Below are 26,001 nucleotides of genomic sequence, written 5' to 3'. Positions count from 1 at the left end.
TTCCTTCTCACCAGCGCCGATTCCCGCATGCCCATCCGACTGAACGAGCTCACCCCCGAACGCCTGGCCGGCCTGCGCCGTGGCATCGAGAAGGAGAGCCTGCGCAGCCTGCCCGACGGTTCGCTGGCGCTCACCCCGCATCCGGCACTGCTCGGCTCGGCCCTGACCCATCCGTACATCACGACCGATTTCAGCGAGTCGCAGGTCGAGCTGGTGACCGGCGCCCACCCCACCGCGCTGGACTGTCTGGCCGAGCTGGACCACCTGCATCAGCTGACCTACCAGGCCATCGGCAATGAGCGGCTGTGGGTGTCCAGCATGCCCTGCCACCTACCGCCGGACGACGAGATCCCGGTGGCCCATTACGGCACCTCCAACATCGCGCAGGCCAAGACGGTCTACCGCATGGGGCTGAGCCACCGCTATGGCCGGCGCATGCAGACCATCTCCGGCATCCACTACAACTGGTCGCTGCCCGGCCTGAGCAGCGCCGAGTACTTCGCGCTGATCCGCAACTTCCGCCGCCATTCCTTTTTGCTGCTCTACCTGTTCGGCGCCTCGCCGGCGGTGGACGAGGGCTTCGTGGCCGGCCGGCCGCACGGCCTGCAAAAGCTCGGCCGCCACAGCCTGTACCTGCCGCACGCCACCTCGCTGCGCATGGGCCGGCTGGGCTACCAGAGCGATGCGCAGGCCAGCCTGCGGGTCAGCTACAACTGCCTGAACAGCTACGCCGCCTCGCTGCAGGACGCCCTCACCCGCCCCTACCCGGCCTATGAAGCCATGGGCATCCAGGATGGCCAGGGCGAGTACCTGCAACTGGGCACCACGCTGCTGCAGATCGAAAACGAGTTCTACAGCACCATCCGCCCCAAGCGCGTCATCCGCTCGGGCGAGCGGCCGCTGCACGCGCTGCGCGAACGCGGCGTCGAGTACGTCGAGGTGCGCTGCATGGACCTCGACCCCTTCGAGCCGCTGGGCATCAATGCGCTGACCTCGCGCTTCCTGGACATCTTCCTGCTGCACTGCGCGCTCAGCGACAGCCCGGACGACACACCCGAGGAGCTCAGCGCCATGGTGTTGAACCTGCACCGCACCGCCGCCCGTGGCCGGGAACCCGGCCTGTTGCTGGAGCGCGGCGACCAGACCGTGCTGCTGACCGACTGGGCGGCCGAGCTGCTGGCCGAGCTGGAGCCCATCGCCCGCTACCTGGACAGCTCACCACTGGGCAGCGGCCACCAGACGGCGCTGACCGAAGCGCGCCAGCGGCTGGCCGACCCGGCGCTGACGCCCTCGGCCCGGGTGGTGTCCACACTGCAGCAGCACGCGCTGGAGTATGTGGACTTCGTGCGCCAGCGCTCGGACGCCGTCTGGCAGGCCTTCCAGGGCCGCAAACTGGACCCGGCCGCGCAGGACCGCTGGACCCGCATGGCGCAGGAATCGCTCGCCGAGCAGGCCCGGCTGGAGGCCGGCGAAACACTGGACTTCGAGACCTTCCGCCAGGACTACGTCAGCGCGCAGCGCCTGGGTTGAGGGCGCCTGATGCGCATTCCCGACGAGGCCCTGCTGGCCTGGAACCCAACCGACCGCGCCGAGGCCCAGGCCCTGATCGCGGCGGTGCAGGCCAGCGCCAGCCAGCACGCCATCGCGCTGCCGGCCCCGCCCGACGAACCCACCACCTGCTGCGGCCGCGGCTGCATCGGCTGCGTCTGGGAGGGCTACTACAGCGCCCTGGCCTACTGGCGCGACGAATCGGTGCTGCGCTGGGCCGACTGAACCGGCCGCCGGGCCGACCGGATGAGGCCGCTACACTCGGCCCATGGTGGAAGCACATGTCCTGATCGGCAACACGAACACCCGCAAATCCACGCTGCTGCGCTGCCTGAGTGGCTGCTTCAACCGCAGCGTGCGCGATATGGAGACCGTGCAGGGCCAGAAGTTCAAGCTCTACGCCCGCGCCTCCGCGCTGCAGGAGAGCCGCACCACGGTGGCCGCCTTCCAGGAGGAAGTGGCCCGCAGCCGCTGCCAGCACGTGCTGTTCTCGCTCTGGCCCGGCCCGCACCCGAACGACCCCGAAGCCTGGCCGGACGCCCTGACCTACCTGGCGGCGCTGCGGCAGGCCGGCTGGGCCATCCGCCATGCGGCGGTGCTGGGCGCCCAGCCGCTGCGCCCGCAGGCCGATGCGGTGCTGACCCTGCCCAGCGTGCTGGACCAACCGATCAACACCAGCGCCGCCCAACTGCGCCAGCACCTGGGCTGGAAGTAAAGCGGGGGCTCAGGAAGACGCCACGGCCCGCGGCCGCAGCGTCACCGGCGCCTCGGTCACGGCAGCCTGGCGCGCGCGCAACTGCCCGCAACCACCGTCCACGTCCTGCCCGGCCGAATGACGCAGCTTGGTCAGCACGCCCCGGCGGTGCAGATGGCGCGCCAGCGCGGCCGCCTTCTCCCAGGCCGGCCGCTGGTAGGGCAGATCGGGCACCGCGTTGTACGGGATCATGTTGAGCATCGCGTAACGGCCCTGGAACAAGGCCACCAGCGCGTCCATCTCGGCCTGGCTGTCGTTCACGCCCTCGATCAGCGTCCACTGCACCTGCAGCGGGTAGCCCGTGGCGCGGGCATAGGCCTCGGCGCGCGCCATCAGCTCGGCCGGCGAAATGCGCGGCGCGCGTGGCAACAGCTCGGCGCGCAGGTCCGCCCGCGTGGTGTGCAGCGACAAGGCCAGGGCCGGCTTGACCCGGCCCTGCGGCAACCGCTCGAACACGCGCTCGTCCCCCACGGTGGAGAACACCAGGTTCTTGTGGCCAATGTTGCCCAGCGTGCCCAGCAGCTCGATGGCCTCCAGCACGTTGTCCAGGTTGTGGGCCGGCTCGCCCATGCCCATGAACACCACCTTCTTGACGGCCCGGCGCTGACGGGCCAGCGCCACCTGGGCCACGATCTCCGCGCTGCCCACCTGGCGCAACAGGCCATCGCGCCCGGTCATGCAAAAGCGGCAGCCCACCGCACAGCCCACCTGGGTGGACACGCACAGGCCGTCGCGCGGCAGCAGCACGCTCTCCACCGTCTGACCGTCCTGCAAGGCCACCAGCAGGCGGGCCGCGCCATCCTCGGCCGGATGCTCGGACTGCAGGCGCACCAGCCCGTCCAGCGTGGCCATCAGCGCCGGCAGGTCCTCGCGCACGGCCTGCGGAAGAAAGTGCTCGATCTTGCGCCGGCTGGCCTCCATGGGCTTGGCCTGCACCCAATGGCGCAGCACCCGGTCCTGGTGGACCGGCAGGGCCCCCAGGGCCTGCAGACGTTGGCGAAGATCGGCGATGCGCATGGGGAGATTGTCTCCGCTCCGTGTCTCAAGGCGTATGCTTACCGCTGGTTACCTCCTGCCTGCCATGTCACCTCTGCTGCAATTTCTCGACTTCGACTTCAGCGAGGACACCGACGGCCACGGCGTCTTCGATGCCATGGCGTCGGTCGGCTCCCCCCACTGGCTGGCCCTGCAAGCCGAAACCGCGCAGGTGCTGAACTGGGCGCTGGACAGCTTTCCCAACGGCCCCGGCCCGCTGGAAGACGGCAACGAATGGCAGTTCGAGCTGAGTGCCAGCCGGGAATGGTCGGCCGACGAAGGCCTGCGCTACGACACGGCGCGCCGGCAGTTCAGCAGCCAGGCCAGCGACACCCAGGGCGTGCGCCACACGCTGGCCCTGACCTTGAGCGGCGGCCCCGCCTTTTGCGAAGCCCTGCGCGAGGCCTTTCCGCCCAGCGAGGACTGAATCACGCCGCCAGAGGCTGGGATATTCGGGATCGGTATCGAATTGATAATGATTCGCATTAATTAAATACCCGATCGAAAACCCTGACTTACCCGGCGTCAAGTCATCCAAATCAAATTCATCGGCGTTCAGGCATCGTAAGATCAGACAAAATCGTCATGGGTATATGACGAGGGCTTTCAAAGCAGCCTAGCTGCGGAAAGTCTTGTGTGTGATTGGTGAACCCTCACGACAGGCGGGTTTGCCGATGCCTAGAGCGCCTGTCCATCTCACTCACGGAGAATCCATGTCCACCAATCGTCGCGTCTTCATGATGACCGTTGCCGCCGTCGGTACCGGCCTGACCGCCGCCCGCGCCATGGCGCAAGCCAAGCTCGACGAGAAGGATCCGCAAGCCGTCAGCCTGGGCTATGTGGCCGACACGGCCAAGGCCGACGCCAAGAAGTACCCGCAGCACCAAGCCAGCCAAAAGTGCAACGGCTGCGCGCTGTTCCAAGGCAAGCCCGCCGACGCCGCCGGCCCCTGCAGCCTGTTCGGTGGCAAGACCGTGGCCGGCAAGGGCTGGTGCAGCGCCTGGGCCAAGAAGGCCTGATCGCTGTCTCTCGCGGGCCGCTTCGGCCCCGCGGAGCCAAAAAAGGAACGCCTCGGCGTTCCTTTTTTTCATGGTTGAATGAAATCAATGGCCTGCGGAAACCGCCCCAGCACGGCCCGGGCCACGGCAGGGTCGGTCCCCGGGGCCAGACTCACCTCGGCACACATCCCGCGTGCAGGGTCCTGGCGGGCCTGCACACCCAGCGCACAGATGCCCGCCGCCTGCAGCGCCTCGCGCAAGGCGTCTTCCGTTTCGCGCAGCTTCAGCGCGGGCTTGAAGATCTTGCCCACCCCGGTCAGCGGCATCTCCGCCACGATGCGGATGGCTTTGGGCACGGCTGCCCGCTCGCCGATGCGCTCGCGCACGAAGTCCAGCAGTTCGTCCTCCTGCGCCTGCGCGCCCGGCCGGAGTTGCACATAGGCCACCGGCAGCTCGCCCGCATGGGCATCGGGTCGGCCGATGGCGGCGGCCAGCTGCACCGCGGCATGCTGGTGCAGCGGCTCCTCGATGACGGCCGGGTCGATGTTGTGGCCGCCGCGGATGATCAGCTCCTTCTTGCGACCGGTCAGGTAGAAATAGCCGTCCGCGTCGCAACGCCCCAGGTCGCCGGTGTTGAGCCAGGGCGGGCCCTCGCCCGCCTGGATCCACAGGCCCTCGTTGTGCTCGGCCACCATGTAGCCGCGAAACACATTGGGGCCACGGATCAGCAGAAGCCCGACCTCGCCGGGCCCGCAATCCCCCAGGTAGCGCCCCGCCTCATCCAGCCGCACTGCCTTCATCTCCTGCAGCGGTACGCGCAGGCCGATGGACCCCGGCCGCGGCTCGCCCCGCGGTGGGTTGACGGTGCTGACGCAGGTGCCCTCGGTGAGGCCGTAGCCCTCCAGGATCTTCAGCCCGCAACGGGCCTGCACGCCGCGGATCAGCTCCTGGGGCATGGGCGCCGCGCCACACAGGCCGTATTCCAGCGAACTCAGGTCATGCCCGTCCACGGGCTGCTGCAGCAAGGCGGCATAGACCGTGGGCACGCCGCTGAAGAAGTGGACCCGGTGCTGCGCGACGATCTCCCAGAAGCGGGCGATCACGCCCTCGCCGCGCCAGCCCTGCGGCGTGCCCAGCAGCACATGGGCCCCACGGGAGAAGGGCAGCAGGCCGGTGATCAGCACCGCGTTGACGTGGAACATCGGCAGGCCGCAGAACAGGGTCTTGCCCGGGCCGATGCCCTCGCCGATGCCCTGCCCCACGCTCCAGGCGTTGGCCACCTCGTTGGCGTGCGTGCGCATGGCGATCTTGGGTGAGCCCGTCGTGCCGCCGGTGCAGAAGAAGGAGGACAGGTCCTGCGGCGCGATGACGCGCTGGCTCAGCAGCCGGTCCCCCGGCTGGGCGGCCACCCCGGTGGCGAAGTCGTGCACGGTGATACGGCCCTCACCGTCCGGCGCGGCATTCGGCGGCGTCGCCGCCAGGCCGGCCTGCGGGCGCGGATCCACCAGCACCACGTGCTGCAGGGTTGGCACCTCGGCCAGGACCGCCTGCAGCCGGGGCCACAGGTCGGCACCGGGCAGGGGTGCCAGCGTGACCAGCACCTTGGCCCCGCCGGCCTTCAGCAGCTCGGCGATGGTGGCGGGCTCCAGCAGCGGGTTGATGGCGAAGACGATGCCCGCCGCCTGGCCGCCCCAGATCACCAGATGGGTCTGTGGCAGGTTGGGCAGCGCGAAGGCGATGACATCGTCCTTGCCGACGCCCAGGCTGTGGAAGAAGTTGGCCGTGGCGTGGATGCCATGCCACAGGCTGGCGTAGTCCCAGGTCAGGGGCTGCGCGTGGTCCTGCACACGGGCGAAGAAGGACAGGGCCGGCGCCCGGGGATGGGCCGCGACGGCGCGGCCGATCATGGCGTAGGTGCTGGGGGGCAGATCGTGGGCGCCCTCTTCCAGGGTCCTCACATCGGCCAGGGTGGCAATGCCTTGCATGGGGTGGTTCCTTGTCGGGATGGCGATGGAATTCAGGGCAGCAGCACAGCCCGGCCCAGCCGGCCGGCGGCCACATGGGCAAAGGCCTGCTCGGCGTGGTCCAGGGGCACGGCCAGGCCCACCGGCAGGCCCAGCCGCCCGGTGCGCAGGCCCGCGGCCAGGGCGTCCAGGGCGGCCGGTTCGGGCCGGAACACCGTCCAGGCGTAGCGCGCGGCCGGGCTGCGCCGGGCGACGGCGGCGCGCATCGCCCGCCAGTCACGCCGGCAGGCCAACGCGCCGCGCCACCAGCCCAGGCGGTCGAAGTGGCCCAGCAAGGGCTGCACGGTCGTCGCGTGGCCCAGGGCCTGCGGGCCCAGGTGGGCGGCCAGTTCCGGCTCGTCGTCCCAACTGGCGAAGTTCAGCACCACGTCGAAGTCATCAGACAGTGACGCCAGCACCCCGGGCCCACGCTCGACCGCTTGCTGTGCGCCCAGGGCCCGGCAGGCCTCGGTGGTGCCGGTGGCGCAGACGGCGGTAATCTGACAACCCCAGCCGGCCAGCCACGGCAAGGCCAGGCGCCCCAGGCCGCCGGCCGCACCATGCACCAGCACACGCCGGCCGGCCGCCCGGTCCGGGCTCAGGCCCGTGGCGGCCACGGCCAGCCACACGGTGGTGAAGCTGTAGGGCAGCACGGCCAGGGCCGCGGCGTCCGCCGCCTCCGGGGCGGCTTGCAACAGCTGCTGCGGCACCACCACCTGGGAGGCATGGGCGCCCCCGCGGCGCCCGGTGGGCAGCAGGCCGAAAACGCGCTGGTCCGGCGCCCAGGCCGACACGCCCGGACCGACCGCCTCGATGCGCCCCGCCACATCGTTGCCCAGGATGAGCGGGAAGCGCCCGGCCCCCTTGAGCCCCAGCAGGCGCTGCCCGTGGCCCGCGGCCCGCTTGAGGTCGATCGGGTTGACCGCGCTGGCCTCCACCCGCAGCCGCACCTCGCCTCGCCGAGGCTCGGGCACCGGCCCCTGGCGCAGCTGCAGCTGCAGCCGCGGGGGCGAGGCCGGGGCCAGGCAGCACAGCTCACGCCGCATCGGCGGCACTCCAGCGCGGCACGGCCGGCACGGTGGCCTTGGGTGTCGGCCCGCCCACGCCCAGGCGCTGCAGCGCCTGGTCCAGCAGGAATTCGACCTCCTCCACCGGGCCCTCGGCCATCACGCAGCGGTCCGGGCGGACGATGAACACCCAGCCGAGTGGCGCACGGCGCGGCAGCAGCGTCTCATCCAGCGCCTCCAGCCGGCGGTCGGCGCTGGCCAGGTGCTGGGCCTGCGCACGCTGGCACCACTGCCAGACCTTGCCGCCCGCCGCCCGCCAGTGGTGCAGCTGGTCGGCGCGCAAGTGGGCCGCAGGGTCCACCCCCACGCCCACCAGCGCCCAGTGCGGCCCGAAGGCGTCGTCGCTGAGCATGGGCGCGCCCCCGGCCGGCCGCACCCAGGCCTGCGGCAACGACGAGCCGGCGCGCAGCCGTTCCTGCCGCCGGTGGCGCCAGAAGAGACCCTGGTCGAAGGTGTTCTCGGGCTTGAGCTTGAGGTCGTCGAACAGCGCCCGGCCCCGGGGCAGCAGCCGTGCCGCGCGGATCAGGCCGTGCAGCACAAAGGCCACCCCGCGGTTGCGCGGCATCACCAGCGAGCCCAGGAAGCGGGCCAGGTTGATGATCTTTCGCGCATGGGGCCGGCGCTCCTGGTCATAGCTGTCCAGGATGCGGGCATCGGCCTGCCCCCGCACCACCCAGGCCAGCTTCCAGCCCAGGTTGGCCACGTCGCGCAGGCCGGCCACCAGGCCCTGCCCGGCAAAGGGCGGCGTCACATGCGCCGCGTCACCGGCCAGGAAGCAGCGGCCCTTGGAGAAGGCGCGGACCTCGCGGGCATGGAAGCGGTAGACGGCCGTGCGCTCGATGTGGATGCGGTCCGCGTCGCACCACGGCGCCAGCAGTCGCCGCACGGCCTCGGGCCGCTCGAAGGCCTGTGCGTCCTCGCCCGGGTGCAGCATGAACTCCCAGCGCTGGCGGCCACCGGGGGCCACCATGTGCGGCGTGGGCCGCCGCGGATCGCAGAGGAACTCGATGTGGTCGATCGGCTGGGGCACGTCCAGGGCATCGACGATCAGCCAGTCCTGGGCAAAGGTCTGGCCTTCGAACTCCAGGCCCAGCAGACGGCGCACCAGCGAGCTGGCACCATCGCAGCCCACCACGAAGCGGGCCCGCGCCTGCCTGGGCGAGCCATCGGCATCGCGCAGCCGCACGTGCACATGCTCGCCATCGTCGTGCAGCATCTGCAGCTCGGTGCCCAGGCGCATCTGCACGCTGGCGCATTCGCTGAGCTTGCGGCGCAGCAGCGCCTCCAGCTCGGGCTGGTAGAAGGTCACCAGCATCGGGTGGCCGTCGATGATGCCGGCGGTGCCGATGCGCGCGAAGCGGCCGAACAAGGGCGAGTGGTACTGCACCTGCGGGATGGCGACGGTGGCGAACTCGCCATCGCGCACGCCCACCATCTGCAGGATGCGCAGGGCCTCGTTGTCCAGCGCGATGGCGCGCGGCTTGGTGAAGATCTCGGTGGCCTTGTCGATGGCCAGCACGCGCAGGCCGTAGCGGCCCAGCAGGACGCTCAGCGCGGCGCCCACCGGCCCAAGGCCCACGACGACGACGTCGGCCTCGATGCGCTCACTGTCCTGCGTCCAGCGCAGATCCGGGTTGGGGGTGCTCATGGTGTCTCCTTGGTGGCCCGCTCAGCAGCCGGTGATGAGGGTGGTCTGCTCGCCCAGATCAATGGCGCCATCGTCGGTGCGGATCGACAGCTGCAGCCGGTCTCCGGGACGCAGATAGGCCGGGTTGGACTGGCCCTTGCCGATGAACAGGCGCCACTTGGTGGATTCGCTCACCAGGTGCCGCAGCAGGAACATCGTCAGCCGGCCCGGGGCGCGCGCCGCGCAGCCCGCCGGGGTGCCGGTCGCGATCAGATCGCCGGCCCGCAGGTCCTGCAGGGCGGCCAGCTCGGTCAGCGTGGTGGCGGGAGCGTGGATCATCTCGCGGCAGTAGGCGTCCTGGCGGGGCTGGCCGTTGACCGACAGCCGCATGTGCAGCTCGGGCCAGCGCCGCCACTCCGCCGGGCTCAGCAACAGCAGGCCTGGCCCCACGGGCCCGAAGCCGCGGTAGCTCTTGCCTTTGTAGAACTGGCCCTGGGGCAGCTGCACATCGCGGGCCGAGAGGTCGTTGACGATGGTGACGCCGGCCAGCCAGGGGTCCAGCCGCTCCGGGTCCACCACAGTGCCGGCCGGCAGGTCGCGGCGCAGCACCAGGCCCAGCTCGATCTCGTAGTCCAGCAGGCGCACATGCGCGGGCCGCTGCACCGGCGCATCGGCCGCCGTGATGCACGAGGGCGCCTTGGTGAACAGCGTGTTGAAGGGAAAGTCGGCCAGCTTCAGGCCGGACTCCTGCACATGGCTGCGGTAGTTCACGCCCTGGCAGAGGAACTGCTGGTCGGGGGTGACCGGTGCCAGCAGGCGCACGTGGTTGCGATCAAGCGTGGCCTGCTCGGGGCGCAGGGCGTGGATGCGCTCCCAGTGGCGGGACAGCAGCTCGCCGGTGCCGAGCCCGCCCACGCCCAGGGGGGCGATGCGGGGGCCAAACTGCACGCCCCAGTCGGGCGCGTCATCCAGGGTGTAACGGATCAGGGTGATGGGCATGATGCGGTGCGGTTCAGGACCAGGGACGGGCCGGGGCGTCGAGCGCCTGGCTCATGAGCTTCAGACGCTGGGGCGTGATGCGCTTGCTGCGCAGCAGGCCCAGCACCCGCCACAGCGTGCGCAGGCTCTTGGCAGGTTTCATGGAGGCCGGCGCGTCCTGGCCCCAGGCCCAGATGCCGCCGAACTCCAGCGGCGAGTACATGGGTTCAACGTCGGCGGTGAAGAGGTCGCCGTCGGTGTAGTGCTCGTACTCGAAGCCGTCGGGGTCGAACCAGTAGTCGAACAGCTGGCTGCCCAGCAGATGGCGGCCGATGCCCCACATGTGCCGATGCCCCTGGGCCCGCAGCACCTGTTGCCCCTGGCCCAGGGCGTCCAGGTCGACCACCTCGTAGGCGCTGTGCTCCAGCTTCTCCTCGATGCCGCCCACCAGCACCAGGGTGTGGTGGTCGGCCGGCTGCGGCCCCAGGTTCAGGCGACAGAAGGCCAGCGCGGGGCTGCCATCGGACAGGTACTGCACATCGGTGGGCAGGATGCCCAGCGCCCGCTGGTACCAGGCCACCATGGCGGGAAAGTCCACGGTCTGCAGCACCAGGTGGCCCAGCCGCACCACCTGCGCGGGCTCGATCGGCGCACGCACCATGCGGTTGACGCGCGGCCGGTGGTGCGCGGTGTTGGTGTCGGCCGTCAGCGCCGCCCGGGTGGGCAGCGGCGCCAGCGCCTGCTGTCCTTGCAGCAGCCACACGCTGCGGCCGCAAGGGTCGGTCAGCGCCACCCCCACGCCGCCGCCGGGGATGTCCTGCGGCGCCAGCCACTGCCCACCCAGCTCGCGCACAAGGCGCGCCAGGTCGGTGTCCTCGGACATGCGAAAGGCTGGCCCCACGAAGCGGTTGCGCGCCCCCTGGGTGGCCAGGGCGATGCAGGGTGCCGGGCCGCTGGCGCGGGCGACCAGGCGCTGCGCATCGCTGGACACGACGTGAAAGCCGAAGTCGCGCCAGAAGCGCTCGGTGGGCGCCAGCCGGCGCTTCTCCCAGCGCAGAAAGGCCAGTTCCACCGCGCGGCCGATGGGCTCGGGCTGCGCCAGCGCCTGCACGTCGGCCGGCAACAGGCTCTGGAAACAGGCCTGCGCCTGCCGCAGCACGGCGCGCGAAGCGTTGCTCATCGCAGGTCCTCCGTCAGAAGCGCTGCTGCCAGCCCAGCATCAGCAGCTGGATCTTGCTGGTCAGGTCGGTGCCGGTGCTGGGGCCGGTGCCACGCAAGGTGGTGCGAGGGTTGAGCTCGTAGCCCAGGCTCAGGTCGGAGCCATCCTTGAAAGTCCAGGACACGCCGGTGGACCAGGCCTTCTGGTTCACCGAAGGCACGAGCACGTTCTGCACCGTGCGGCTGCTGTCGATCTGGCCGCGGTTGTGGCTGAAGCCGGCGCGCCAGGTCAGGTGCGCATCCAGGGCCCAGGCCGCGCCGATGCGCAGCACCGGCTGGTCGCGCCAGCCGAAGCCGTTGGGATCCTTCATGACCTTCAGGTCGCCCCAGCGGATGCGCAGCCAGTCGGCCGCCAGCGTCAGATCGGGCCGCGCCTGCCAGGCCACGCCCACGCCGTACTGCTCGGGCACATCCAGCTTGCCGTCGCTGTAGGCCAGCAGGTCGTCGCCATAGCCCTGGAGCCGGCCCATGCCGGTGCGGGCCTTGTAGTTCAGGCCCAGGGACCAGTCGCTCACGGGCTTCCAGAGCAGGCCCACGCGCCAGCCCAGGCCGGTGGTGGACTCGGTGCCATGGCCCGGAAGGGGTGCCAGGCCGCCCGGCACGGGCGCGGGGACGATGACGCCATCGGCCTTGAAGTCCTCCCGGGCCAGGGTGATGCCCAGGCCCAGGGCCAGATCCTCGCGCGGCTTCCAGGCGATGGTGGGGATGAACTCGGCCACGCGCAGCATGCTCTGGGCCTTGCCCGCGCCCGGCACGGGCAAGGCAGGCTGGCCGTAGTCGGCACCCGCGCCACCGCCTTGCAGGCTGATGCCCAGCGCCAGGCTGTCCGACACCGTCCAGTTGAAGCCCCCCTGCGGGGCGACGATCGTCTGGCTGTTGTCCAGCCGGTTGCCTGGCAGCACATAGTCGGCCGAGGACTGGCCATGGAAGAGCTGCACGTCCAGCGTGGCCGAGCGCCCGACGAAGGCCATGCCCGCGGGGTTGTTGGCCCCCGCATTGGCGTCCAGTGGCAGCGCGATGGACACGCCGCCCATGGCGGCATTGCGCACGCCATTGCCGCCCAATTGGGCGCCGTTGACGGCGTGCGCAGCACTGTGAAGCAGCAGGGCTGCGGCCAGGACCGTGGCCTGGAACTGACGTGATGTTTGCATGGTGTCTCCTGGGATGGGCGAACGTGGGTCGCTCTTGTCGTCATCTCAGGCCACGCCTTCAAGATGACATATTTGTCATCCTGACATGAACGTTGAATATGAATAAGTGGGTTTACCCGAAGTCAAGCGGACGGACGGGCCACCCTCGCCATCCCGACGGGCTGGTTCATACTGGAGAACCGTTCAAGATGACGGAAATGTCAGCTGCCCAGAAGAGGGCCTCGCCCCGACCTGCAAGGAACCGTCGCCATGGCCACCCAAGATCACCGCCCCCGCGTTGCCGCCGAACGCCGGGAACGCATGCGCATGCGGCTGCTGTCCACCGCCGTGCGCGTGGGGGCCGAGAAAGGGCCTGCCGCGCTGACGATCGACGATGTGGTGGTGGGCGCGGAGGTCTCGCGCGGCAGCTTCTACAAGTACTTCCCGTCCACCGACGCGCTGCTGCAGGACGTGGGCCGGCAGATCGCCAATGAGTTGGTCTGCATGGCCGAGCCGCTGGTGCAAGGCTTTGACGATCCGGCCGAGCGCGTGGCCGGGGGCATCCGTCTGGTGGCACGAACAGCCCTCGACAAGCCGGTGATGGCGGCCTTTCTGGTGCGGCTGGGCTGGCCCGATGTGCACAGCGAGGACATGCTGCTCGAGTTCGTGCGGCGCGACCTGAGCGCTGGTATCCGGGCCAAACGCTTTGCGCGCATGCCCATCACCCTGGCCCTCAACATCGTCGCCGGGTCGGTGATCGGTGCGGCGCACTGCATGCTCCACCCCGACTGCGAACCCGACTTTGCCGAGCAGGCGGCGGCCGCCGCCTTGCGAGGCCTGGGATTGGATCGCGAGGAGGCCAAGTCCATTTCGACCCGACGGCTGGGCACCATCCAGTGGCCCGGCAATGGGCTCTTTGCCGAAACACTGGCGTTGGCGGACTGACCGCCGAACAGCTGTCGTCGGTCACACCAGCCGCAGCCGACAGGCGGGCTCAGCCCAGCCAGCTCCCCACCTTGTCGCGCGAGGGCACGCCGCCGGCGTGCACCACCTTGCCGTCGATCACCACGGCGGGCGTGCTCATCACGCCATAGCCCATGATCGACGGGATGTCCTCGACCTTGCTCAGGGCGATGGACACGCCCTTCTCTGCCGCGACCTCCTCGATCACGCGCACGGTGTTGCGGCAGTTGGCACAGCCGGTGCCCAGTACCTTGATGTCCACGATGAACTCCTCCTGAAAATGGCCGCCGCCAGGCGGCCGGGGACGATGGGCGGCTGTGGTGTCACAGCACGCGGTTGAAGACGAAGCCGACCAGCAGGATGCCGCAGGCCACGATGCCGGCGAAGGTCAGGATCAGGCGCAGCTTGAGCACCTTGCGCAGGATGATCATCTCCGGCAGCGAGAGCGCGATCACGCTCATCATGAAGGCCAGCACGGTGCCCAGCGCGGCGCCCTTGGCCAGCAGGGCCTGGACGATGGGGATGACGCCCGCCGCATTGGTGTACATCGGCACCCCCAGCAGCACCGCCACCGGCACGGCCCACCACGGCGCGTTCTTGCCCATGATGGACGCCATGAAGTCCTGCGGCACCCAGCCGTGGATGGCCGCGCCCAGCGCAATGCCGATCAGGATGTAGGGCCAGACCTGGCCGACGATGGTCCGCACCGCGTCCCGGCCCGCCTGGATGCGTTCGGTGAGCGACAGCCCCTGGTCCGGCGCCGCAGCCTGTACGCGCGGCATCTGCGTCACCCAGTCCTCCAGGTAGCGCTCCATGCGCAAACGCCCCAGTGTCCAGCCGGCGACGATGGCCACGCTCAGCCCCAGCCCCAGGTAGAGCGCGGCCACCTTCCAGCCGAACATGCCGAACAGCAGCGTCAAGGCCACCTCGTTGACCATCGGCGCCGAGATGAGGAACGAGAACGTCACCCCCAGCGGCACGCCAGCCTGCACGAAGCCAATGAAGAGCGGCACCGCCGAGCAGGAACAGAACGGCGTCACGATGCCCAGGCAGGCCGCCAGCACGTTGGCCACGCCTTCGGAGCGGCCGGCCAGCAGCGCGCGGGTGCGCTCCGGGGTGAAGTACGAGTTCACCATCCCCATCACGAACACCACGCCGGTCAGCAGCAGCAGCACCTTCGGGGTGTCGTAGAAGAAGAACTCCACCGCCGACCCCAGCGGGCTGGCCGGGTCCAGCGGCAGCTGCCGCACCAGCGCCGCCGACAGCGGCTGCAGCAACTGGTACAGGCCCAGCCACAGCAACGCCGCCAGGGCCAGCCCAGCGCGGGGATGTTGTTGGGGGATCCGGACCCAGGGCCGGGCTCTGACGTCTGACATGGCCTCTCCTTGTTCTGAAGAGAAGACGACGATCGCGCAAAAGGATGCAGGGCGCAGCCCGGCCCCGCGTCAGAAATTGCTCTGGATCAATTTCTGGCGGGTGCCGGCGCGTCGGCCCGGGGGGTGTGGCTGCAGACACTGCCGTCGCTGTCGAAGCGGACCTGGCAGGCCGTCACCATCTGGGTGCGCAGGCGTTCCCGGGCCCGCAGCAAACGGGATTTGGCGGCCGGCAGGCTGAGGCCCTGCGCCTGCGCGAAGGCCTGCACCGTCTGCCCCTGCAGGTCGCAGGCGCGGACGATGGCGGCATCGTCTGGCCGCAGTTCCCCCAGCACCCGCAGCAGACAGTCGCCGAGGTGATCCACCGGCGCCAGCCCGGGCGCGCGCGGGTCGGCCGCTTCCTGGGGCAGGGCCTCGCTCACCGGCTCCTGGGGGCGCTGCGCCCGCCAGTGGTCCGTCATCGCGTGGCGCGCCACCTGGAACAGCCAGGCCCGCGGCTGCGCGATGGTGCAAAAGGCCTCGCCCTGCCGCAGCGCACGCAGGAACACCTCCTGCAGCAGGTCCTCGGCCGGGGCGCTCTCCCCCAGGTGGTGGCGCAGGTAGGCGCGCAACTCGCGCTCGTGCGCATGCCAGGCGCTCGCCACGCAGGACAGGCCGTCCTGCGCCAGAGCGTCCGGGGCGGCCATTGCTCAGCCCTGCGGGGCCACCAAGGCCCCCAGCGCCGCCAGGCCAACGGGTGGCTCGGGCCGCCAGGGCACGGCAAAAAGCCGCCGCGCCAGGCCGCCGGCCACGCGCTCGACCTGGCGCTGCTCACCGGCCAGCCGGGCCTGCAGCAGCGGGTCGTGGGTGCCGGCCGCCAGCAGCGAGCGGTTGAGCACCCAGGCATAGGGCTCGACTTGGGCGCGCCGCAGGTCCTCCTGCAGCGCCGCCGCCTGGGACACCGGCGTCACCTCCGGCAGCGTGACCAGGATCACCCGGGTGTAGTCCGGGTCCTGCAGCCGCATCAGCGGCGTCACCACATGCAGAGACTGGCCCTCGAACTCGCGCGTCATCTGGCGGTGGTACGCGCCGGTGGCGTCCATCAGCAGCAGAGAGTGCCCGGTCGGTGCCGTGTCCAGCACCACGAAGGCGCTGCGCGCTTCGGCCACCGTGCGGGAGAAGGCGTGGAACACCGCCACCTCCTCGGTGCAGGGCGACTGCAGGTCTTCCAGCAGCAGGGCCCGCTCACCCGCGTCCAGCCCGGGCGAGCGGGCCGTCATGATCTTGTCGATGTAGCGCGCCGTCTCGGCCTTGGGGTCGATCCGGCTCACGCTCAGCCCGGGCAGCGAACCTGCCAGCGTGATGTCCAGGTGGTTGGCCGGGTCGGTGGTGCTCAGGTGCACCGCGTGGCCGCGCTGCACCAGGCCCACCGCCAGGGCCGCGGCCAACGTCGTCTTGCCCACGCCGCCCTTGCCCATCACCATGATGAGCCCGTGGCCGGCCTCGGCCAGTTGGTCCACCAGCCTGGCCAGCGGGTCCGCCGGCAGGGCCGGCAAGGCTGTCGGCGGCGTGGCCGGAGCCCAGGGCGCGTCACTCAGCAGCTGGCGCAGCGCCGGCACACCGATGGTGTCGAAGGGCCGCAGCGGCACCTGCACCTGCGGCGGCGCGCGCAGGGCCTCGGGCAGGTCGGCCAGCGCCTCGGCCTCCTGGCGTTCCATGGCCTGGGCCACCGCATCGGTGGCGTCGCTGGCATGGAAGACGCCGTTGACCGCCAGGCGCTGGTGGCGCAGCCCCAGCGCCGCCAGCTCCTGCGCACTGCGCGCCGCCTCGCTCAAGGCACTGCGCTCGGCCCGGGCCACCAGCACCACCGTCGTGCGGGCCGGGTCCGTCAGGGCCGCCAGCGCCGCGTTGAAGCGCGACTCCTGCATCTTCAGCCCCGAGTGCGGCCCCAGGCAGGAAGCGCCGCGGTCGTTGTCCTTCAAAAAGCCGCTCCAGGCCTGCGGCAGGCTGAGCAACCGCAGGGTGTGGCCGGTGGGGGCGGTGTCGAACACCACATGGTCAAAGCCCGGCGCCCCCGAGGCCAGCAGGTTGGAGAACTCGTCGAAGGACGCAATCTCGGTCGTGCAGGCCCCGGAGAGCTGCTCGCGCACCGTGCCCCGCTCCTCCTCGGAGGCCTCGCGCATCTGGTCCAGCACCCGCTGGCGGTAGTGCTCGGCCGCCACCTGCGGGTCGATGTTGAGCACCGACAGCCCCGGCACTGCCGGCACCGCCACGGGCTCGTTGCGCAGCGGCACGCCCAGCATCTCGTCCAGGTTGGACGCGGCGTCGGTGCTGACCAGCAGCACCCGGCGCCCGGTGTCGGCCAACTGGATGGCGGTGGCGGTGGACAGCGAGGTCTTGCCCACCCCGCCCTTGCCCGTGAAAAACAGGTAGCGGGTGGCTTGCGGAAGGATGTTCATGTGCGGTGTTCGTACCAGTTCTTGCTGTGGTTCACCCAGCGAACCACCAGCAGCATCACCGGCACCTCGATCAGCACCCCCACCACCGTGGCCAGCGCGGCGCCGGATTCAAAGCCGAACAGGCTGATCGCGGCGGCCACCGCCAGTTCAAAGAAGTTGCTGGCCCCGATCAGTGCCGAGGGACAGGCCACATTGTGGGCCTCGCCCACGCGCCGGTTCAGCCAATAGGCCAGCCCCGCGTTGAAAAACACCTGGATCAGGATGGGCACCGCCAGCATCGCGATCACCAGCGGTTGTTGCAGGATGGCCTGGCCCTGGAAGGCGAACAGCAGCACCAGCGTGGCCAGCAGCGCGGTGATGGACCAGGGGCCGATCTTGGCCAGCGCGGCATCCAAGGCGGCCTGGCCGCGGCGCAGCAAGGCCTTGCGCCAGAGCTGGGCCAGGATCACCGGGATCACGATGTAGAGCACGACCGAGGTGAGCAGCGTGGCCCAGGGCACGGTGATGGACGACAGGCCCAGCAGCAGCGCCACGATGGGCGCGAAGGCGAACACCATGATGGTGTCGTTGAGCGCCACCTGGCTGAGCGTGAACAGCGGGTGGCCGTTGGTCAGCCGGCTCCAGACGAAGACCATCGCCGTGCAGGGCGCGGCGGCCAGCAGGATCAGGCCGGCGATGTAGCTGTCGATCTGCCCGGCCGGCAGCCAGGGCGCAAAGACATGCCGCACGAACAGCCAGCCCAGCAGCGCCATCGAAAAGGGCTTGACGGCCCAGTTCACGAACAGCGTGACGCCGATGCCGCGCCAATGCGCCTTGACCTGGTGCAGCGCACCGAAGTCCACCTTCAGCAGCATCGGGATGATCATCACCCAGATCAAGAGGCCCACCGGCAGGTTGACCTGGGCGACCTCCATGCGGCCAATGGCCTGCACCGGGCCAGGCAGCGCCTGGCCCAGCGCGATGCCGGCGACGATGCACAGCGCGACCCAGACGCTGAGGTAGCGCTCGAAGACGCTCAGGGGGGCCGGCGCGGCGGCCGGCGGCACGGTGGTGGCGGTGTTCATCTCAGCTCCGGGCGATGTCCTGCAGGGCGGCCTGCAGCGCGGCGTGGTCCATGGTCTCCAGCGGCAGCGCCAGCAGCTGCAGCAGGCGGTAGCCCAAAGCCTGGCGGGTCAGCTCGAAGGCGCGGCGCTTGTCGCCCACGCCGTCCGCATTGGACGGATCCGGGTAGCCCCAGTGCACCTTCACCGGCTGGCCATGGCCGCCAAAGAAGATCGGGCAGGTCTCGGCCGCGGCGCTGTCGCAGACGGTGATGACGATGGACAGCGGCGGCGCGTCCGGGCCGGTGAACTCGTCCCAGCTCTTGCTGCGAAAACCGCCGGTGTCGATGCCCGCGTTGGCCAGCGCCTCCAGCGCGAAGGGGTTGATGCGGCCGCTGGGCGCCGAGCCCGCGCTGTGGGCGCGGACATCCTTGCCCAGCCGGGCGGCCAACTGGTTGAGCATGCCCTCGGCCAGCACGCTGCGGGCCGAGTTGTGGGTGCAAAGAATCAGAACGTGGGTGGTCATGGTCGGGAGAGGCCTCAGCGCGTGCCGATGTCCTTGATTTCTTGTTTGATGGCCAGCGCATCCAGGCTGGCCAGCGGCAGGGACAGCATCAGGCGCAACCGGCGCTGCAGGGTCACGAAGGTGTCCAGAAAGGCCCGGTGCTGCGCCTGGGCATCGCCTTGCACGGCCGCCGGGTCGGGCATGCCCCAGTGGGCCGTCATCGGCTGGCCGGGCCAGACGGGGCAGACCTCGCCAGCCGCCTGGTCACAGACGGTGAACACGAAGTCCATCCGCGGCGCATCCGCCTGGGCAAACACCTCCCAGCCCTTGCTGCGAAAGCCATCGGTCGGGATGCCGTGCTCCGCCAGGACGGCCAGGGCCATCGGGTGGACCGTCCCCTTGGGGTGGCTGCCTGCCGACCAGGCGCGGAACCGGCCGCCGCCCATCTCGTTGAGCAGCCCCTCGGCGAGGATCGAGCGGGCGGAGTTGCCAGTGCAGATGAACAGGACGTTGTAGATCGTGTCGGGCATGGTGGGCCTCAGCAGCAGCCGGAGCTGGACTTCACGGGAATGCCCACCGGCTTGCCGCGGCTGGGCGTGCAGCAAGCTGCCGCCGCAGGCTCCGGCGCCGCTGCCGGGGCGCAGCAGGCCGAGGGCGAGGTGTCGGCCTGGCCGGCTTCCTTGAACACCGGGATGTTGCCCAGCGTGTGGAAGTGCTCCCAGGCGATGCCCTGCGGGTCGGTGACCCAGTGCTTTTCGCTGCGGGCGTAGCAGCAGGTGGTCTCGCCTTCGTCCAGCAGTGCCGTGTCGGCCGCCTCGGCGCGGGCCTTCATCTCGGCCAGCTCGGCCGGGTCGTCGGTCTGGAAGCCCAGGTGGTCGATGCCCGGCTGGCTACCACGGGTGGAGATGGCGAAGTTCACCGGCGGATCCTGCAGCATCCACTTGGCGTAATCCGCCTCGACCCGGCTGGGTTCTGCGGCGAACAGCTTGGAATAGAAGCCAATGCTCTGACCCAGGTCGTCAACGTGCAGGTGAACGTGAAAGCGCTTCATGGAGGTTCCTTCAGCAGCAGGAGGTGCCGCAGTTCGGGGTGGAAACCGGCGCATCACAGGGCTGCCCCTGGCAGCAATGCGCCGTGAGATAGGCCAGCAGCGCATTCATCTGCTGGAGGTTGGGCTTGTAGAAGAGATTGCGCCCTTCCCGCTCCACCGTCACCAGGCCGGCATGCACCAACCCCTTCAGGTGGAAGGACAGGGTGGAGGCCGGCACATCCAGCATGGCGGCCAGGGCCCCGGGCGTCATGCCATCGGGGCCGGCCCCCACCAGGGCCCGGAACACGCGCAAACGCGCTTCCTGCGCCAGCGCAGCCAATGAAGCAACAGCGATCTTCTCTTCCATGTTTTTATGATTATGGAAATGAAGAGGAAAGTCAAGCCAGATGAACACGCGCTCAACCGGCGCGGGCCTGCCATCCGCCGGGGCCAGCCTGCCCGGCCAGCCCCAGGCAGACCACCTGCGCTGTGTCAGCGACCGGCCCAGGCCTTGCGGAGCTGCTCGCGCTGCTCGGGGGTCAGCACGGCGTCGATCTTCTTGCGCGCCCCCAGTTGCAGCTCGAACATGGACTTCTGCGTGGCAGCCATCTGCTCGTAGGCCTTGCGCGCAGCCGCCTCATCCAGCAGGCCCGACCCGGCCCAATCGTGCATGCGGTAGCCCTGCTGATGCATGGTGCCCATCAGCTGCCACATCGCCTTGAAGGTCTCTTCCTGGATGTCGTCGATCTTCTTGCGCTGCTCGGCGCTCAGCTTCAGATCGGCAAAGGCCTGACTCTGCCCCCCCATCATGCCGGGGCCCATGCCGTAGCCGCCCATGCCATAGCCCGAGCCGCTGGGCTGGGCCCAGGCGGCCACGGCCAGCAGGGCCCCCGCGGCGGTGGCCATCACTGCGCGTTTGACGTTCATTTCTGCATCCTTTCGTCTGTCGGGTGGGACATGACGTTCAGCACCGGAGCGGCCTGAACGCGAGGAGAGCTCACAGGGCTCAGCAAAGTCTGACCGTGCGAGCCTATTCATTGCCATGGTGGGAATGTCAAGGGTGGTCAACCCTGTGGTTCAGGCTGCGGGACCGTGCAACGCGGTAGGCGTTCAAGGCGCCGGTGGACGGTGTTTGGGGCAAATGCGTCGGTCCTCATCCCTGCGTTCGCGGGGAACACTCGGCAGCCAGCTGGCCGGTTTCCTGGCTCTTCGGTTCATCCCCGCGCTCGCGGGGAACACGCTGTAGTCACGACCCTCGGCACGGCTACCCACGGTTCATCCCCGCGCTCGCGGGGAACACGGCCTTGGCCATCAGGGATGCAGGCCGGAAAACGGTTCATCCCCGCGCTCGCGGGGAACACCTTGGACGGCGTCACAGCATACGGAGCGAGACCGGTTCATCCCCGCGCTCGCGGGGAACACGCACCATGCCCAAGGATCTCGACCATCCCAATCGGTTCATCCCCGCGCTCGCGGGGAACACGTGAATGGATTTCACGTCGAGTTGGCCAACTACGGTTCATCCCCGCGCTCGCGGGGAACACGGCGTCGCGGTTCAGCACCGCCAGGCCTTCGTCGGTTCATCCCCGCGCTCGCGGGGAACACAACGTCGAAGTGCAGACGTCGAAGTTCAGCGGCGGTTCATCCCCGCGCTCGCGGGGAACACTGCACCGAGGGCAGACCGGCCCGCACCACGCCCGGTTCATCCCCGCGCTCGCGGGGAACACGATGCGCTCTTTTGCGCGCTGAAAGATGTCGTCGGTTCATCCCCGCGCTCGCGGGGAACACTGAATCAGGAGGCCATAGCTTCCATCTGTCGGCGGTTCATCCCCGCGCTCGCGGGGAACACGGCCAGACTGTGGAGGTGACCTACAGCGCCACCGGTTCATCCCCGCGCTCGCGGGGAACACGCGCTCTGGTGCATCCTCACCGGCCGCAAGCGCGGTTCATCCCCGCGCTCGCGGGGAACACTTGTGAGGGTGGGCAGGCTGGCGGTTTGGCCACGGTTCATCCCCGCGCTCGCGGGGAACACCTCATGCCCGGGCAGAGGTGAGAATAGCCAGTGCGGTTCATCCCCGCGCTCGCGGGGAACACCGTGGCCTTGGGCTGGGCGTACATCTCGAAGACGGTTCATCCCCGCGCTCGCGGGGAACACACCAGCGGAGGAAACGAGCGAGCATGGCGAACCGGTTCATCCCCGCGCTCGCGGGGAACACGCGGGGAGGTGTCCCCGTGCCTCGGGCCTGGTCGGTTCATCCCCGCGCTCGCGGGGAACACGCCAGTGCGCCGGCATCTGGCACCGTGCTCACCGGTTCATCCCCGCGCTCGCGGGGAACACGGCACCGAACCGCTCTCTCACCGCTGCGTTTCCGGTTCATCCCCGCGCTCGCGGGGAACACGCGGTGACGAGCTGGAAGGTACGGAGCAAGACCGGTTCATCCCCGCGCTCGCGGGGAACACAGGTGCTGCAGCTGAGCCATCAGCGCCTCGCGCGGTTCATCCCCGCGCTCGCGGGGAACACTCCAGCACATCCAGCACCCAGCGGCGGAATGGCGGTTCATCCCCGCGCTCGCGGGGAACACTCGTATAGCTTGGCAGCGGCAAATTCGGCTTCCGGTTCATCCCCGCGCTCGCGGGGAACACCAGTACGTGGGGTGGGGCGGGGCCTTGAAGGTCGGTTCATCCCCGCGCTCGCGGGGAACACTCCAGACCCATTGAACGGAGATTCACATGTCCCGGTTCATCCCCGCGCTCGCGGGGAACACCGACAACAGCCCTCTGCCGGCCGCCCTGCGCACGGTTCATCCCCGCGCTCGCGGGGAACACGTCCACGATGTCGAACTGCAGGGGGCAGACGTGCGGTTCATCCCCGCGCTCGCGGGGAACACACCTTCGCCGCCGCGGACACCACGAAGCAGGTCGGTTCATCCCCGCGCTCGCGGGGAACACCCGATGGTGCAGGCCCACCAGAAGGAAATGATCGGTTCATCCCCGCGCTCGCGGGGAACACGCCCAGATGGCCGGCGGGCTGCTGCGCGAGTTCGGTTCATCCCCGCGCTCGCGGGGAACACGTGCCGGCGGGCTCGGTGCTGGTGGTGGAGGGCGGTTCATCCCCGCGCTCGCGGGGAACACTTTTGCGGGGTTAGCTGGTAATCCGACCAGTCCGGTTCATCCCCGCGCTCGCGGGGAACACGCGGCCGGTCAGGTGGCGGAGTTCTGGTAGTACGGTTCATCCCCGCGCTCGCGGGGAACACTCGTCTACACCACTGTCGAACACATCGAGCAACGGTTCATCCCCGCGCTCGCGGGGAACACCAGTGCTTTGCAGAGTCATGATCTCAGCCCTCCGGTTCATCCCCGCGCTCGCGGGGAACACATGAGCAGCGTCAGCAGCGGCGCGGTCAAGCACGGTTCATCCCCGCGCTCGCGGGGAACACTTGACCGACTTCTCGTGCTGGGTGATCAGATCCGGTTCATCCCCGCGCTCGCGGGGAACACCCACCCGAGGACGTGCCGATCGACGCGAGTGCCGGTTCATCCCCGCGCTCGCGGGGAACACTCCTTGATGGTGCTGTTGGACTTGATGGCGAACGGTTCATCCCCGCGCTCGCGGGGAACACACCTGCAGCGCCACTGTGCCTGGGCCATCTACCGGTTCATCCCCGCGCTCGCGGGGAACACCGAGATCCAGCCGCCCATGAATCCGGGCGTCTCGGTTCATCCCCGCGCTCGCGGGGAACACCATGCAATGTGCCTTGACGCGAGCACGGGCGGCGGTTCATCCCCGCGCTCGCGGGGAACACCCGAGCCGCTCACCGACAATCAACTGGAGAATCGGTTCATCCCCGCGCTCGCGGGGAACACGAGGTATCTTTCTGGTCGATCAGGTCCGCTTCCTGGTTCATCCCCGCGCTCGCGGGGAACACGGTGCCGGGGCCGCCCAGGCTTTGGCGGAAGGCGGTTCATCCCCGCGCTCGCGGGGAACACCTGAATCTCACGCGCAGCAGCGAGCCACTGTTCGGTTCATCCCCGCGCTCGCGGGGAACACCCACTGGCGCGACGACCCACGGAAAACTGAGGCGGTTCATCCCCGCGCTCGCGGGGAACACATGCCGCTAACCCACTGGCCAAGTGCCGCGCGCGGTTCATCCCCGCGCTCGCGGGGAACACCCCATCTTTTCTCTGGGTAGAGATCAGGTGCACGGTTCATCCCCGCGCTCGCGGGGAACACGGATGCGGAGCCACCTCGGGCTCAGGATTCGCCGGTTCATCCCCGCGCTCGCGGGGAACACCTGTCGCTTGACATTCAACGCAACTTCATCGGCGGTTCATCCCCGCGCTCGCGGGGAACACCTGCAGCCGCACATGGCTCTTGATGCGCTGGTCGGTTCATCCCCGCGCTCGCGGGGAACACCGAAGAACTGCAATTCCTGCAAACCATCCCGGCGGTTCATCCCCGCGCTCGCGGGGAACACCGCCGGATTTCGCTGTACCGCTGTCACGCTTACGGTTCATCCCCGCGCTCGCGGGGAACACCCCTGGGGCGCGCGCCCCGGCACGCCCTCCTGCGGTTCATCCCCGCGCTCGCGGGGAACACCTCGTGAGCATGGCCGCCGCCGCCGTTGTGGCCGGTTCATCCCCGCGCTCGCGGGGAACACTTCACCATCGGCGGATGGCCTGAAACATCGGCCGGTTCATCCCCGCGCTCGCGGGGAACACGCTGCGGGTTGCGCTCGGCGTGCCCACCAGTCCGGTTCATCCCCGCGCTCGCGGGGAACACTCGCGCAACTGCATGGCCGAGAGTGGCGCCAACGGTTCATCCCCGCGCTCGCGGGGAACACGTACGAGGCATCGTCTTCGTCATCGGTGTCGGCGGTTCATCCCCGCGCTCGCGGGGAACACATCGTCGGCAGGCAATGCAGCTCGTGCACCGCCGGTTCATCCCCGCGCTCGCGGGGAACACCTCGCTCTGCTGGGGCACGCCGGACTACTACGCGGTTCATCCCCGCGCTCGCGGGGAACACAAGGCTTGCCGGGCCAAATGCCGGCGCAGGCACGGTTCATCCCCGCGCTCGCGGGGAACACCGCAAGCTGCCGTCAATCGCATCGGACACGACCGGTTCATCCCCGCGCTCGCGGGGAACACTCGCGCAAGAAGAACTGCGCCGTCTGCGCGTGCGGTTCATCCCCGCGCTCGCGGGGAACACTTCGTCATGTCGCCCCAGCGCGCGGCGAGTTCCGGTTCATCCCCGCGCTCGCGGGGAACACCCCGTCCAGGCCCAGAAGTCCGAGCGCAACGGCGGTTCATCCCCGCGCTCGCGGGGAACACCGGTTGACGTTCTCGAAGGCGAACTGATAGGTCGGTTCATCCCCGCGCTCGCGGGGAACACCAGGCCGTAGCGCTCCAGCTCGGGCGTGATGCGCGGTTCATCCCCGCGCTCGCGGGGAACACCGTCGGGCCGCAGCACCTCACACGGGACAGGCGGTTCATCCCCGCGCTCGCGGGGAACACTCTCTGGCCGAGCTGCCATGCGCGAAGGGAGGCGGTTCATCCCCGCGCTCGCGGGGAACACGAACGGCAATTTCGAAGGACTTTCGGGTCTACCGGTTCATCCCCGCGCTCGCGGGGAACACGCCCGCATCTACGTGCGCAACATCGCTGCAGTCGGTTCATCCCCGCGCTCGCGGGGAACACCCGTACTGGTCGCCGTCGCGCACGGACCCGAACGGTTCATCCCCGCGCTCGCGGGGAACACCGGCGATAGTGTGACACCACATCGCCGACGATCGGTTCATCCCCGCGCTCGCGGGGAACACGGTTTCGGCGGCTGGATCAACGCATGGAAGCGCGGTTCATCCCCGCGCTCGCGGGGAACACGCCATGTTGCGAATCGAGATTGCCAGTTGCTGCGGTTCATCCCCGCGCTCGCGGGGAACACTCGGCCGCCTCGAACTCCACGATCTCGCTGATCGGTTCATCCCCGCGCTCGCGGGGAACACTTGCGCAGGGCGGAAGCAACAGCGCCGACAACCGGTTCATCCCCGCGCTCGCGGGGAACACGGCCAGGTTGCTGGCAGTGACCATGCCGGTGACGGTTCATCCCCGCGCTCGCGGGGAACACTGGAGAACTCCCCAATGCTCACTGTTCGAGGACGGTTCATCCCCGCGCTCGCGGGGAACACGTGGAGGTGGCCGAGGACCGCAACGAGAACATCGGTTCATCCCCGCGCTCGCGGGGAACACTCGGAAGCGAACGACAATTTCGGGTCGTTCGCCGGTTCATCCCCGCGCTC

At 69.5% G+C, this 26,001-nt stretch carries 23 protein-coding genes and 1 CRISPR repeat array (1 of these 24 only partly in view); of the genes, 6 read left to right on the top strand and 17 right to left on the bottom strand.

Annotated elements, in window-relative coordinates; translation table 11 throughout:
• Positions 1–27: 27 nt before the first annotated feature.
• From gshA to KGA65_RS03565, 3 genes are read left to right on the top strand one after another with little or no spacing between them, the layout of a single operon-like run.
• Positions 28–1,530, top strand: coding sequence for a glutamate--cysteine ligase (gene gshA / locus KGA65_RS03575; protein ID WP_225861776.1), 1,503 nt, complete (start codon positions 28–30; stop codon positions 1,528–1,530).
• 9 nt (positions 1,531–1,539) lie between these two features.
• Positions 1,540–1,773 (top strand): oxidoreductase-like domain-containing protein, encoded by a 234-nt coding sequence (locus KGA65_RS03570; RefSeq protein ID WP_225861775.1) that lies wholly within the window; start codon positions 1,540–1,542, stop codon positions 1,771–1,773.
• Between the two features lie 43 nt (positions 1,774–1,816).
• On the top strand, positions 1,817–2,263 hold the full coding sequence (locus KGA65_RS03565) for a hypothetical protein (protein ID WP_225861774.1): 447 nt from the start codon (positions 1,817–1,819) through the stop codon (positions 2,261–2,263).
• 9 nt (positions 2,264–2,272) lie between these two features.
• Here KGA65_RS03565 and KGA65_RS03560 read toward each other — a convergent pair whose 3' ends face one another.
• The gene (locus KGA65_RS03560; RefSeq protein ID WP_225861773.1) at positions 2,273–3,319 is read right to left on the bottom strand and encodes an RNA methyltransferase; all 1,047 of its coding nucleotides are present in this window, start codon (positions 3,317–3,319) and stop codon (positions 2,273–2,275) included.
• 64 nt (positions 3,320–3,383) lie between these two features.
• Here KGA65_RS03560 and KGA65_RS03555 point away from each other — a divergent pair, with 64 nt between their 5' ends.
• Both KGA65_RS03555 and KGA65_RS03550 read left to right on the top strand, forming a co-directional pair.
• The gene (locus KGA65_RS03555) at positions 3,384–3,764 is read left to right on the top strand and encodes a hypothetical protein (RefSeq protein ID WP_225861772.1); all 381 of its coding nucleotides are present in this window, start codon (positions 3,384–3,386) and stop codon (positions 3,762–3,764) included.
• A 286-nt stretch (positions 3,765–4,050) separates the two neighbouring features.
• Entirely contained in the window at positions 4,051–4,356 is a 306-nt protein-coding gene (locus KGA65_RS03550) for a high-potential iron-sulfur protein (RefSeq protein WP_225861771.1), read from the top strand.
• A gap of 68 nt (positions 4,357–4,424) precedes the next feature.
• Here KGA65_RS03550 and KGA65_RS03545 read toward each other — a convergent pair whose 3' ends face one another.
• From KGA65_RS03545 to KGA65_RS03520, 6 genes are read right to left on the bottom strand one after another with little or no spacing between them, the layout of a single operon-like run.
• On the bottom strand, positions 4,425–6,320 hold the full coding sequence (locus KGA65_RS03545; RefSeq protein ID WP_225861770.1) for an acyl-CoA synthetase: 1,896 nt from the start codon (positions 6,318–6,320) through the stop codon (positions 4,425–4,427).
• A 32-nt stretch (positions 6,321–6,352) separates the two neighbouring features.
• Positions 6,353–7,384 (bottom strand): alcohol dehydrogenase catalytic domain-containing protein, encoded by a 1,032-nt coding sequence (locus tag KGA65_RS03540; protein ID WP_225861769.1) that lies wholly within the window; start codon positions 7,382–7,384, stop codon positions 6,353–6,355.
• Complete coding sequence (locus KGA65_RS03535; RefSeq protein ID WP_225861768.1) at positions 7,374–9,053, bottom strand: bifunctional 3-(3-hydroxy-phenyl)propionate/3-hydroxycinnamic acid hydroxylase; 1,680 nt, start codon at positions 9,051–9,053, stop codon at positions 7,374–7,376. The genes KGA65_RS03540 and KGA65_RS03535 overlap by 11 nt, the downstream gene beginning before the upstream one ends.
• A gap of 21 nt (positions 9,054–9,074) precedes the next feature.
• On the bottom strand, positions 9,075–10,031 hold the full coding sequence (locus KGA65_RS03530) for a fumarylacetoacetate hydrolase family protein (protein WP_225861767.1): 957 nt from the start codon (positions 10,029–10,031) through the stop codon (positions 9,075–9,077).
• A gap of 13 nt (positions 10,032–10,044) precedes the next feature.
• Positions 10,045–11,190: a VOC family protein gene (locus KGA65_RS03525; RefSeq protein WP_225861766.1), complete on the bottom strand. Its 1,146-nt coding sequence runs from the start codon at positions 11,188–11,190 to the stop codon at positions 10,045–10,047.
• A 13-nt stretch (positions 11,191–11,203) separates the two neighbouring features.
• A complete protein-coding gene (locus KGA65_RS03520; protein ID WP_225861765.1) occupies positions 11,204–12,379 on the bottom strand; it encodes an OmpP1/FadL family transporter in 1,176 nt (391 codons plus the stop codon).
• Between the two features lie 249 nt (positions 12,380–12,628).
• Here KGA65_RS03520 and KGA65_RS03515 point away from each other — a divergent pair, with 249 nt between their 5' ends.
• On the top strand, positions 12,629–13,303 hold the full coding sequence (locus KGA65_RS03515; protein ID WP_225861764.1) for a TetR/AcrR family transcriptional regulator: 675 nt from the start codon (positions 12,629–12,631) through the stop codon (positions 13,301–13,303).
• Between the two features lie 49 nt (positions 13,304–13,352).
• Here KGA65_RS03515 and KGA65_RS03510 read toward each other — a convergent pair whose 3' ends face one another.
• The 10 genes from KGA65_RS03510 to KGA65_RS03465 form a co-directional block, all read right to left on the bottom strand.
• Positions 13,353–13,586: a thioredoxin family protein gene (locus KGA65_RS03510; protein WP_225862172.1), complete on the bottom strand. Its 234-nt coding sequence runs from the start codon at positions 13,584–13,586 to the stop codon at positions 13,353–13,355.
• 58 nt (positions 13,587–13,644) lie between these two features.
• A complete protein-coding gene (locus KGA65_RS03505; protein WP_225861763.1) occupies positions 13,645–14,697 on the bottom strand; it encodes a permease in 1,053 nt (350 codons plus the stop codon).
• 86 nt (positions 14,698–14,783) lie between these two features.
• Positions 14,784–15,380, bottom strand: a complete 597-nt coding sequence (locus KGA65_RS03500) for a sigma-70 family RNA polymerase sigma factor (RefSeq protein ID WP_225861762.1) — start codon at positions 15,378–15,380, stop codon at positions 14,784–14,786.
• 3 nt (positions 15,381–15,383) lie between these two features.
• Positions 15,384–17,132 carry an arsenical pump-driving ATPase gene (arsA, locus tag KGA65_RS03495; protein WP_225861761.1) on the bottom strand — a complete coding sequence of 583 codons (1,749 nt, stop codon included), beginning with the start codon at positions 17,130–17,132 and terminating at the stop codon, positions 15,384–15,386.
• The gene (arsB, locus tag KGA65_RS03490; protein ID WP_225861760.1) at positions 17,129–18,196 is read right to left on the bottom strand and encodes an ACR3 family arsenite efflux transporter; all 1,068 of its coding nucleotides are present in this window, start codon (positions 18,194–18,196) and stop codon (positions 17,129–17,131) included. The genes arsA and arsB overlap by 4 nt, the downstream gene beginning before the upstream one ends.
• 1 nt (position 18,197) lies before the next feature.
• A complete protein-coding gene (locus KGA65_RS03485) occupies positions 18,198–18,698 on the bottom strand; it encodes an arsenate reductase ArsC (protein ID WP_225861759.1) in 501 nt (166 codons plus the stop codon).
• 14 nt (positions 18,699–18,712) lie between these two features.
• Complete coding sequence (locus KGA65_RS03480) at positions 18,713–19,207, bottom strand: arsenate reductase ArsC (protein WP_225861758.1); 495 nt, start codon at positions 19,205–19,207, stop codon at positions 18,713–18,715.
• A gap of 8 nt (positions 19,208–19,215) precedes the next feature.
• Positions 19,216–19,728 carry an ArsI/CadI family heavy metal resistance metalloenzyme gene (locus KGA65_RS03475; protein ID WP_225861757.1) on the bottom strand — a complete coding sequence of 171 codons (513 nt, stop codon included), beginning with the start codon at positions 19,726–19,728 and terminating at the stop codon, positions 19,216–19,218.
• A gap of 10 nt (positions 19,729–19,738) precedes the next feature.
• Positions 19,739–20,074: an ArsR/SmtB family transcription factor gene (locus tag KGA65_RS03470; RefSeq protein ID WP_225861756.1), complete on the bottom strand. Its 336-nt coding sequence runs from the start codon at positions 20,072–20,074 to the stop codon at positions 19,739–19,741.
• Positions 20,075–20,199: 125 nt separating this feature from the next.
• Complete coding sequence (locus KGA65_RS03465) at positions 20,200–20,634, bottom strand: Spy/CpxP family protein refolding chaperone (protein WP_225861755.1); 435 nt, start codon at positions 20,632–20,634, stop codon at positions 20,200–20,202.
• A gap of 283 nt (positions 20,635–20,917) precedes the next feature.
• Positions 20,918–26,001: a CRISPR direct-repeat array (repeat unit 29 nt; unit sequence CGGTTCATCCCCGCGCTCGCGGGGAACAC) (it continues 194 nt past the right edge of the window).

It is taken from the genome of Ideonella benzenivorans (assembly GCF_020387415.1).
GTDB classification, from domain to species: Bacteria; Pseudomonadota; Gammaproteobacteria; order Burkholderiales; family Burkholderiaceae_C; genus Ideonella; species Ideonella benzenivorans.
This window is presented reverse-complemented; position numbering and strand designations above follow the sequence as displayed.

What these genes read in the sequence shown, in the direction of transcription:
- gshA (WP_225861776.1), top strand. Translation starts at nt 28, where the DNA reads ATGCCCATCCGACTGAACGAGCTCACCCCCGAACGCCTGGCCGGCCTG.
- KGA65_RS03570 (WP_225861775.1), top strand. Translation starts at nt 1,540, where the DNA reads ATGCGCATTCCCGACGAGGCCCTGCTGGCCTGGAACCCAACCGACCGC.
- KGA65_RS03565 (WP_225861774.1), top strand. Translation starts at nt 1,817, where the DNA reads ATGGTGGAAGCACATGTCCTGATCGGCAACACGAACACCCGCAAATCC.
- KGA65_RS03560 (WP_225861773.1), bottom strand. Translation starts at nt 3,319, where the DNA reads ATGCGCATCGCCGATCTTCGCCAACGTCTGCAGGCCCTGGGGGCCCTG.
- KGA65_RS03555 (WP_225861772.1), top strand. Translation starts at nt 3,384, where the DNA reads ATGTCACCTCTGCTGCAATTTCTCGACTTCGACTTCAGCGAGGACACC.
- KGA65_RS03550 (WP_225861771.1), top strand. Translation starts at nt 4,051, where the DNA reads ATGTCCACCAATCGTCGCGTCTTCATGATGACCGTTGCCGCCGTCGGT.
- KGA65_RS03545 (WP_225861770.1), bottom strand. Translation starts at nt 6,320, where the DNA reads ATGCAAGGCATTGCCACCCTGGCCGATGTGAGGACCCTGGAAGAGGGC.
- KGA65_RS03540 (WP_225861769.1), bottom strand. Translation starts at nt 7,384, where the DNA reads ATGCGGCGTGAGCTGTGCTGCCTGGCCCCGGCCTCGCCCCCGCGGCTG.
- KGA65_RS03535 (WP_225861768.1), bottom strand. Translation starts at nt 9,053, where the DNA reads ATGAGCACCCCCAACCCGGATCTGCGCTGGACGCAGGACAGTGAGCGC.
- KGA65_RS03530 (WP_225861767.1), bottom strand. Translation starts at nt 10,031, where the DNA reads ATGCCCATCACCCTGATCCGTTACACCCTGGATGACGCGCCCGACTGG.
- KGA65_RS03525 (WP_225861766.1), bottom strand. Translation starts at nt 11,190, where the DNA reads ATGAGCAACGCTTCGCGCGCCGTGCTGCGGCAGGCGCAGGCCTGTTTC.
- KGA65_RS03520 (WP_225861765.1), bottom strand. Translation starts at nt 12,379, where the DNA reads ATGCAAACATCACGTCAGTTCCAGGCCACGGTCCTGGCCGCAGCCCTG.
- KGA65_RS03515 (WP_225861764.1), top strand. Translation starts at nt 12,629, where the DNA reads ATGGCCACCCAAGATCACCGCCCCCGCGTTGCCGCCGAACGCCGGGAA.
- KGA65_RS03505 (WP_225861763.1), bottom strand. Translation starts at nt 14,697, where the DNA reads ATGTCAGACGTCAGAGCCCGGCCCTGGGTCCGGATCCCCCAACAACAT.
- KGA65_RS03500 (WP_225861762.1), bottom strand. Translation starts at nt 15,380, where the DNA reads ATGGCCGCCCCGGACGCTCTGGCGCAGGACGGCCTGTCCTGCGTGGCG.
- arsA (WP_225861761.1), bottom strand. Translation starts at nt 17,132, where the DNA reads ATGAACATCCTTCCGCAAGCCACCCGCTACCTGTTTTTCACGGGCAAG.
- arsB (WP_225861760.1), bottom strand. Translation starts at nt 18,196, where the DNA reads ATGAACACCGCCACCACCGTGCCGCCGGCCGCCGCGCCGGCCCCCCTG.
- KGA65_RS03485 (WP_225861759.1), bottom strand. Translation starts at nt 18,698, where the DNA reads ATGACCACCCACGTTCTGATTCTTTGCACCCACAACTCGGCCCGCAGC.
- KGA65_RS03480 (WP_225861758.1), bottom strand. Translation starts at nt 19,207, where the DNA reads ATGCCCGACACGATCTACAACGTCCTGTTCATCTGCACTGGCAACTCC.
- KGA65_RS03475 (WP_225861757.1), bottom strand. Translation starts at nt 19,728, where the DNA reads ATGAAGCGCTTTCACGTTCACCTGCACGTTGACGACCTGGGTCAGAGC.
- KGA65_RS03470 (WP_225861756.1), bottom strand. Translation starts at nt 20,074, where the DNA reads ATGGAAGAGAAGATCGCTGTTGCTTCATTGGCTGCGCTGGCGCAGGAA.
- KGA65_RS03465 (WP_225861755.1), bottom strand. Translation starts at nt 20,634, where the DNA reads ATGAACGTCAAACGCGCAGTGATGGCCACCGCCGCGGGGGCCCTGCTG.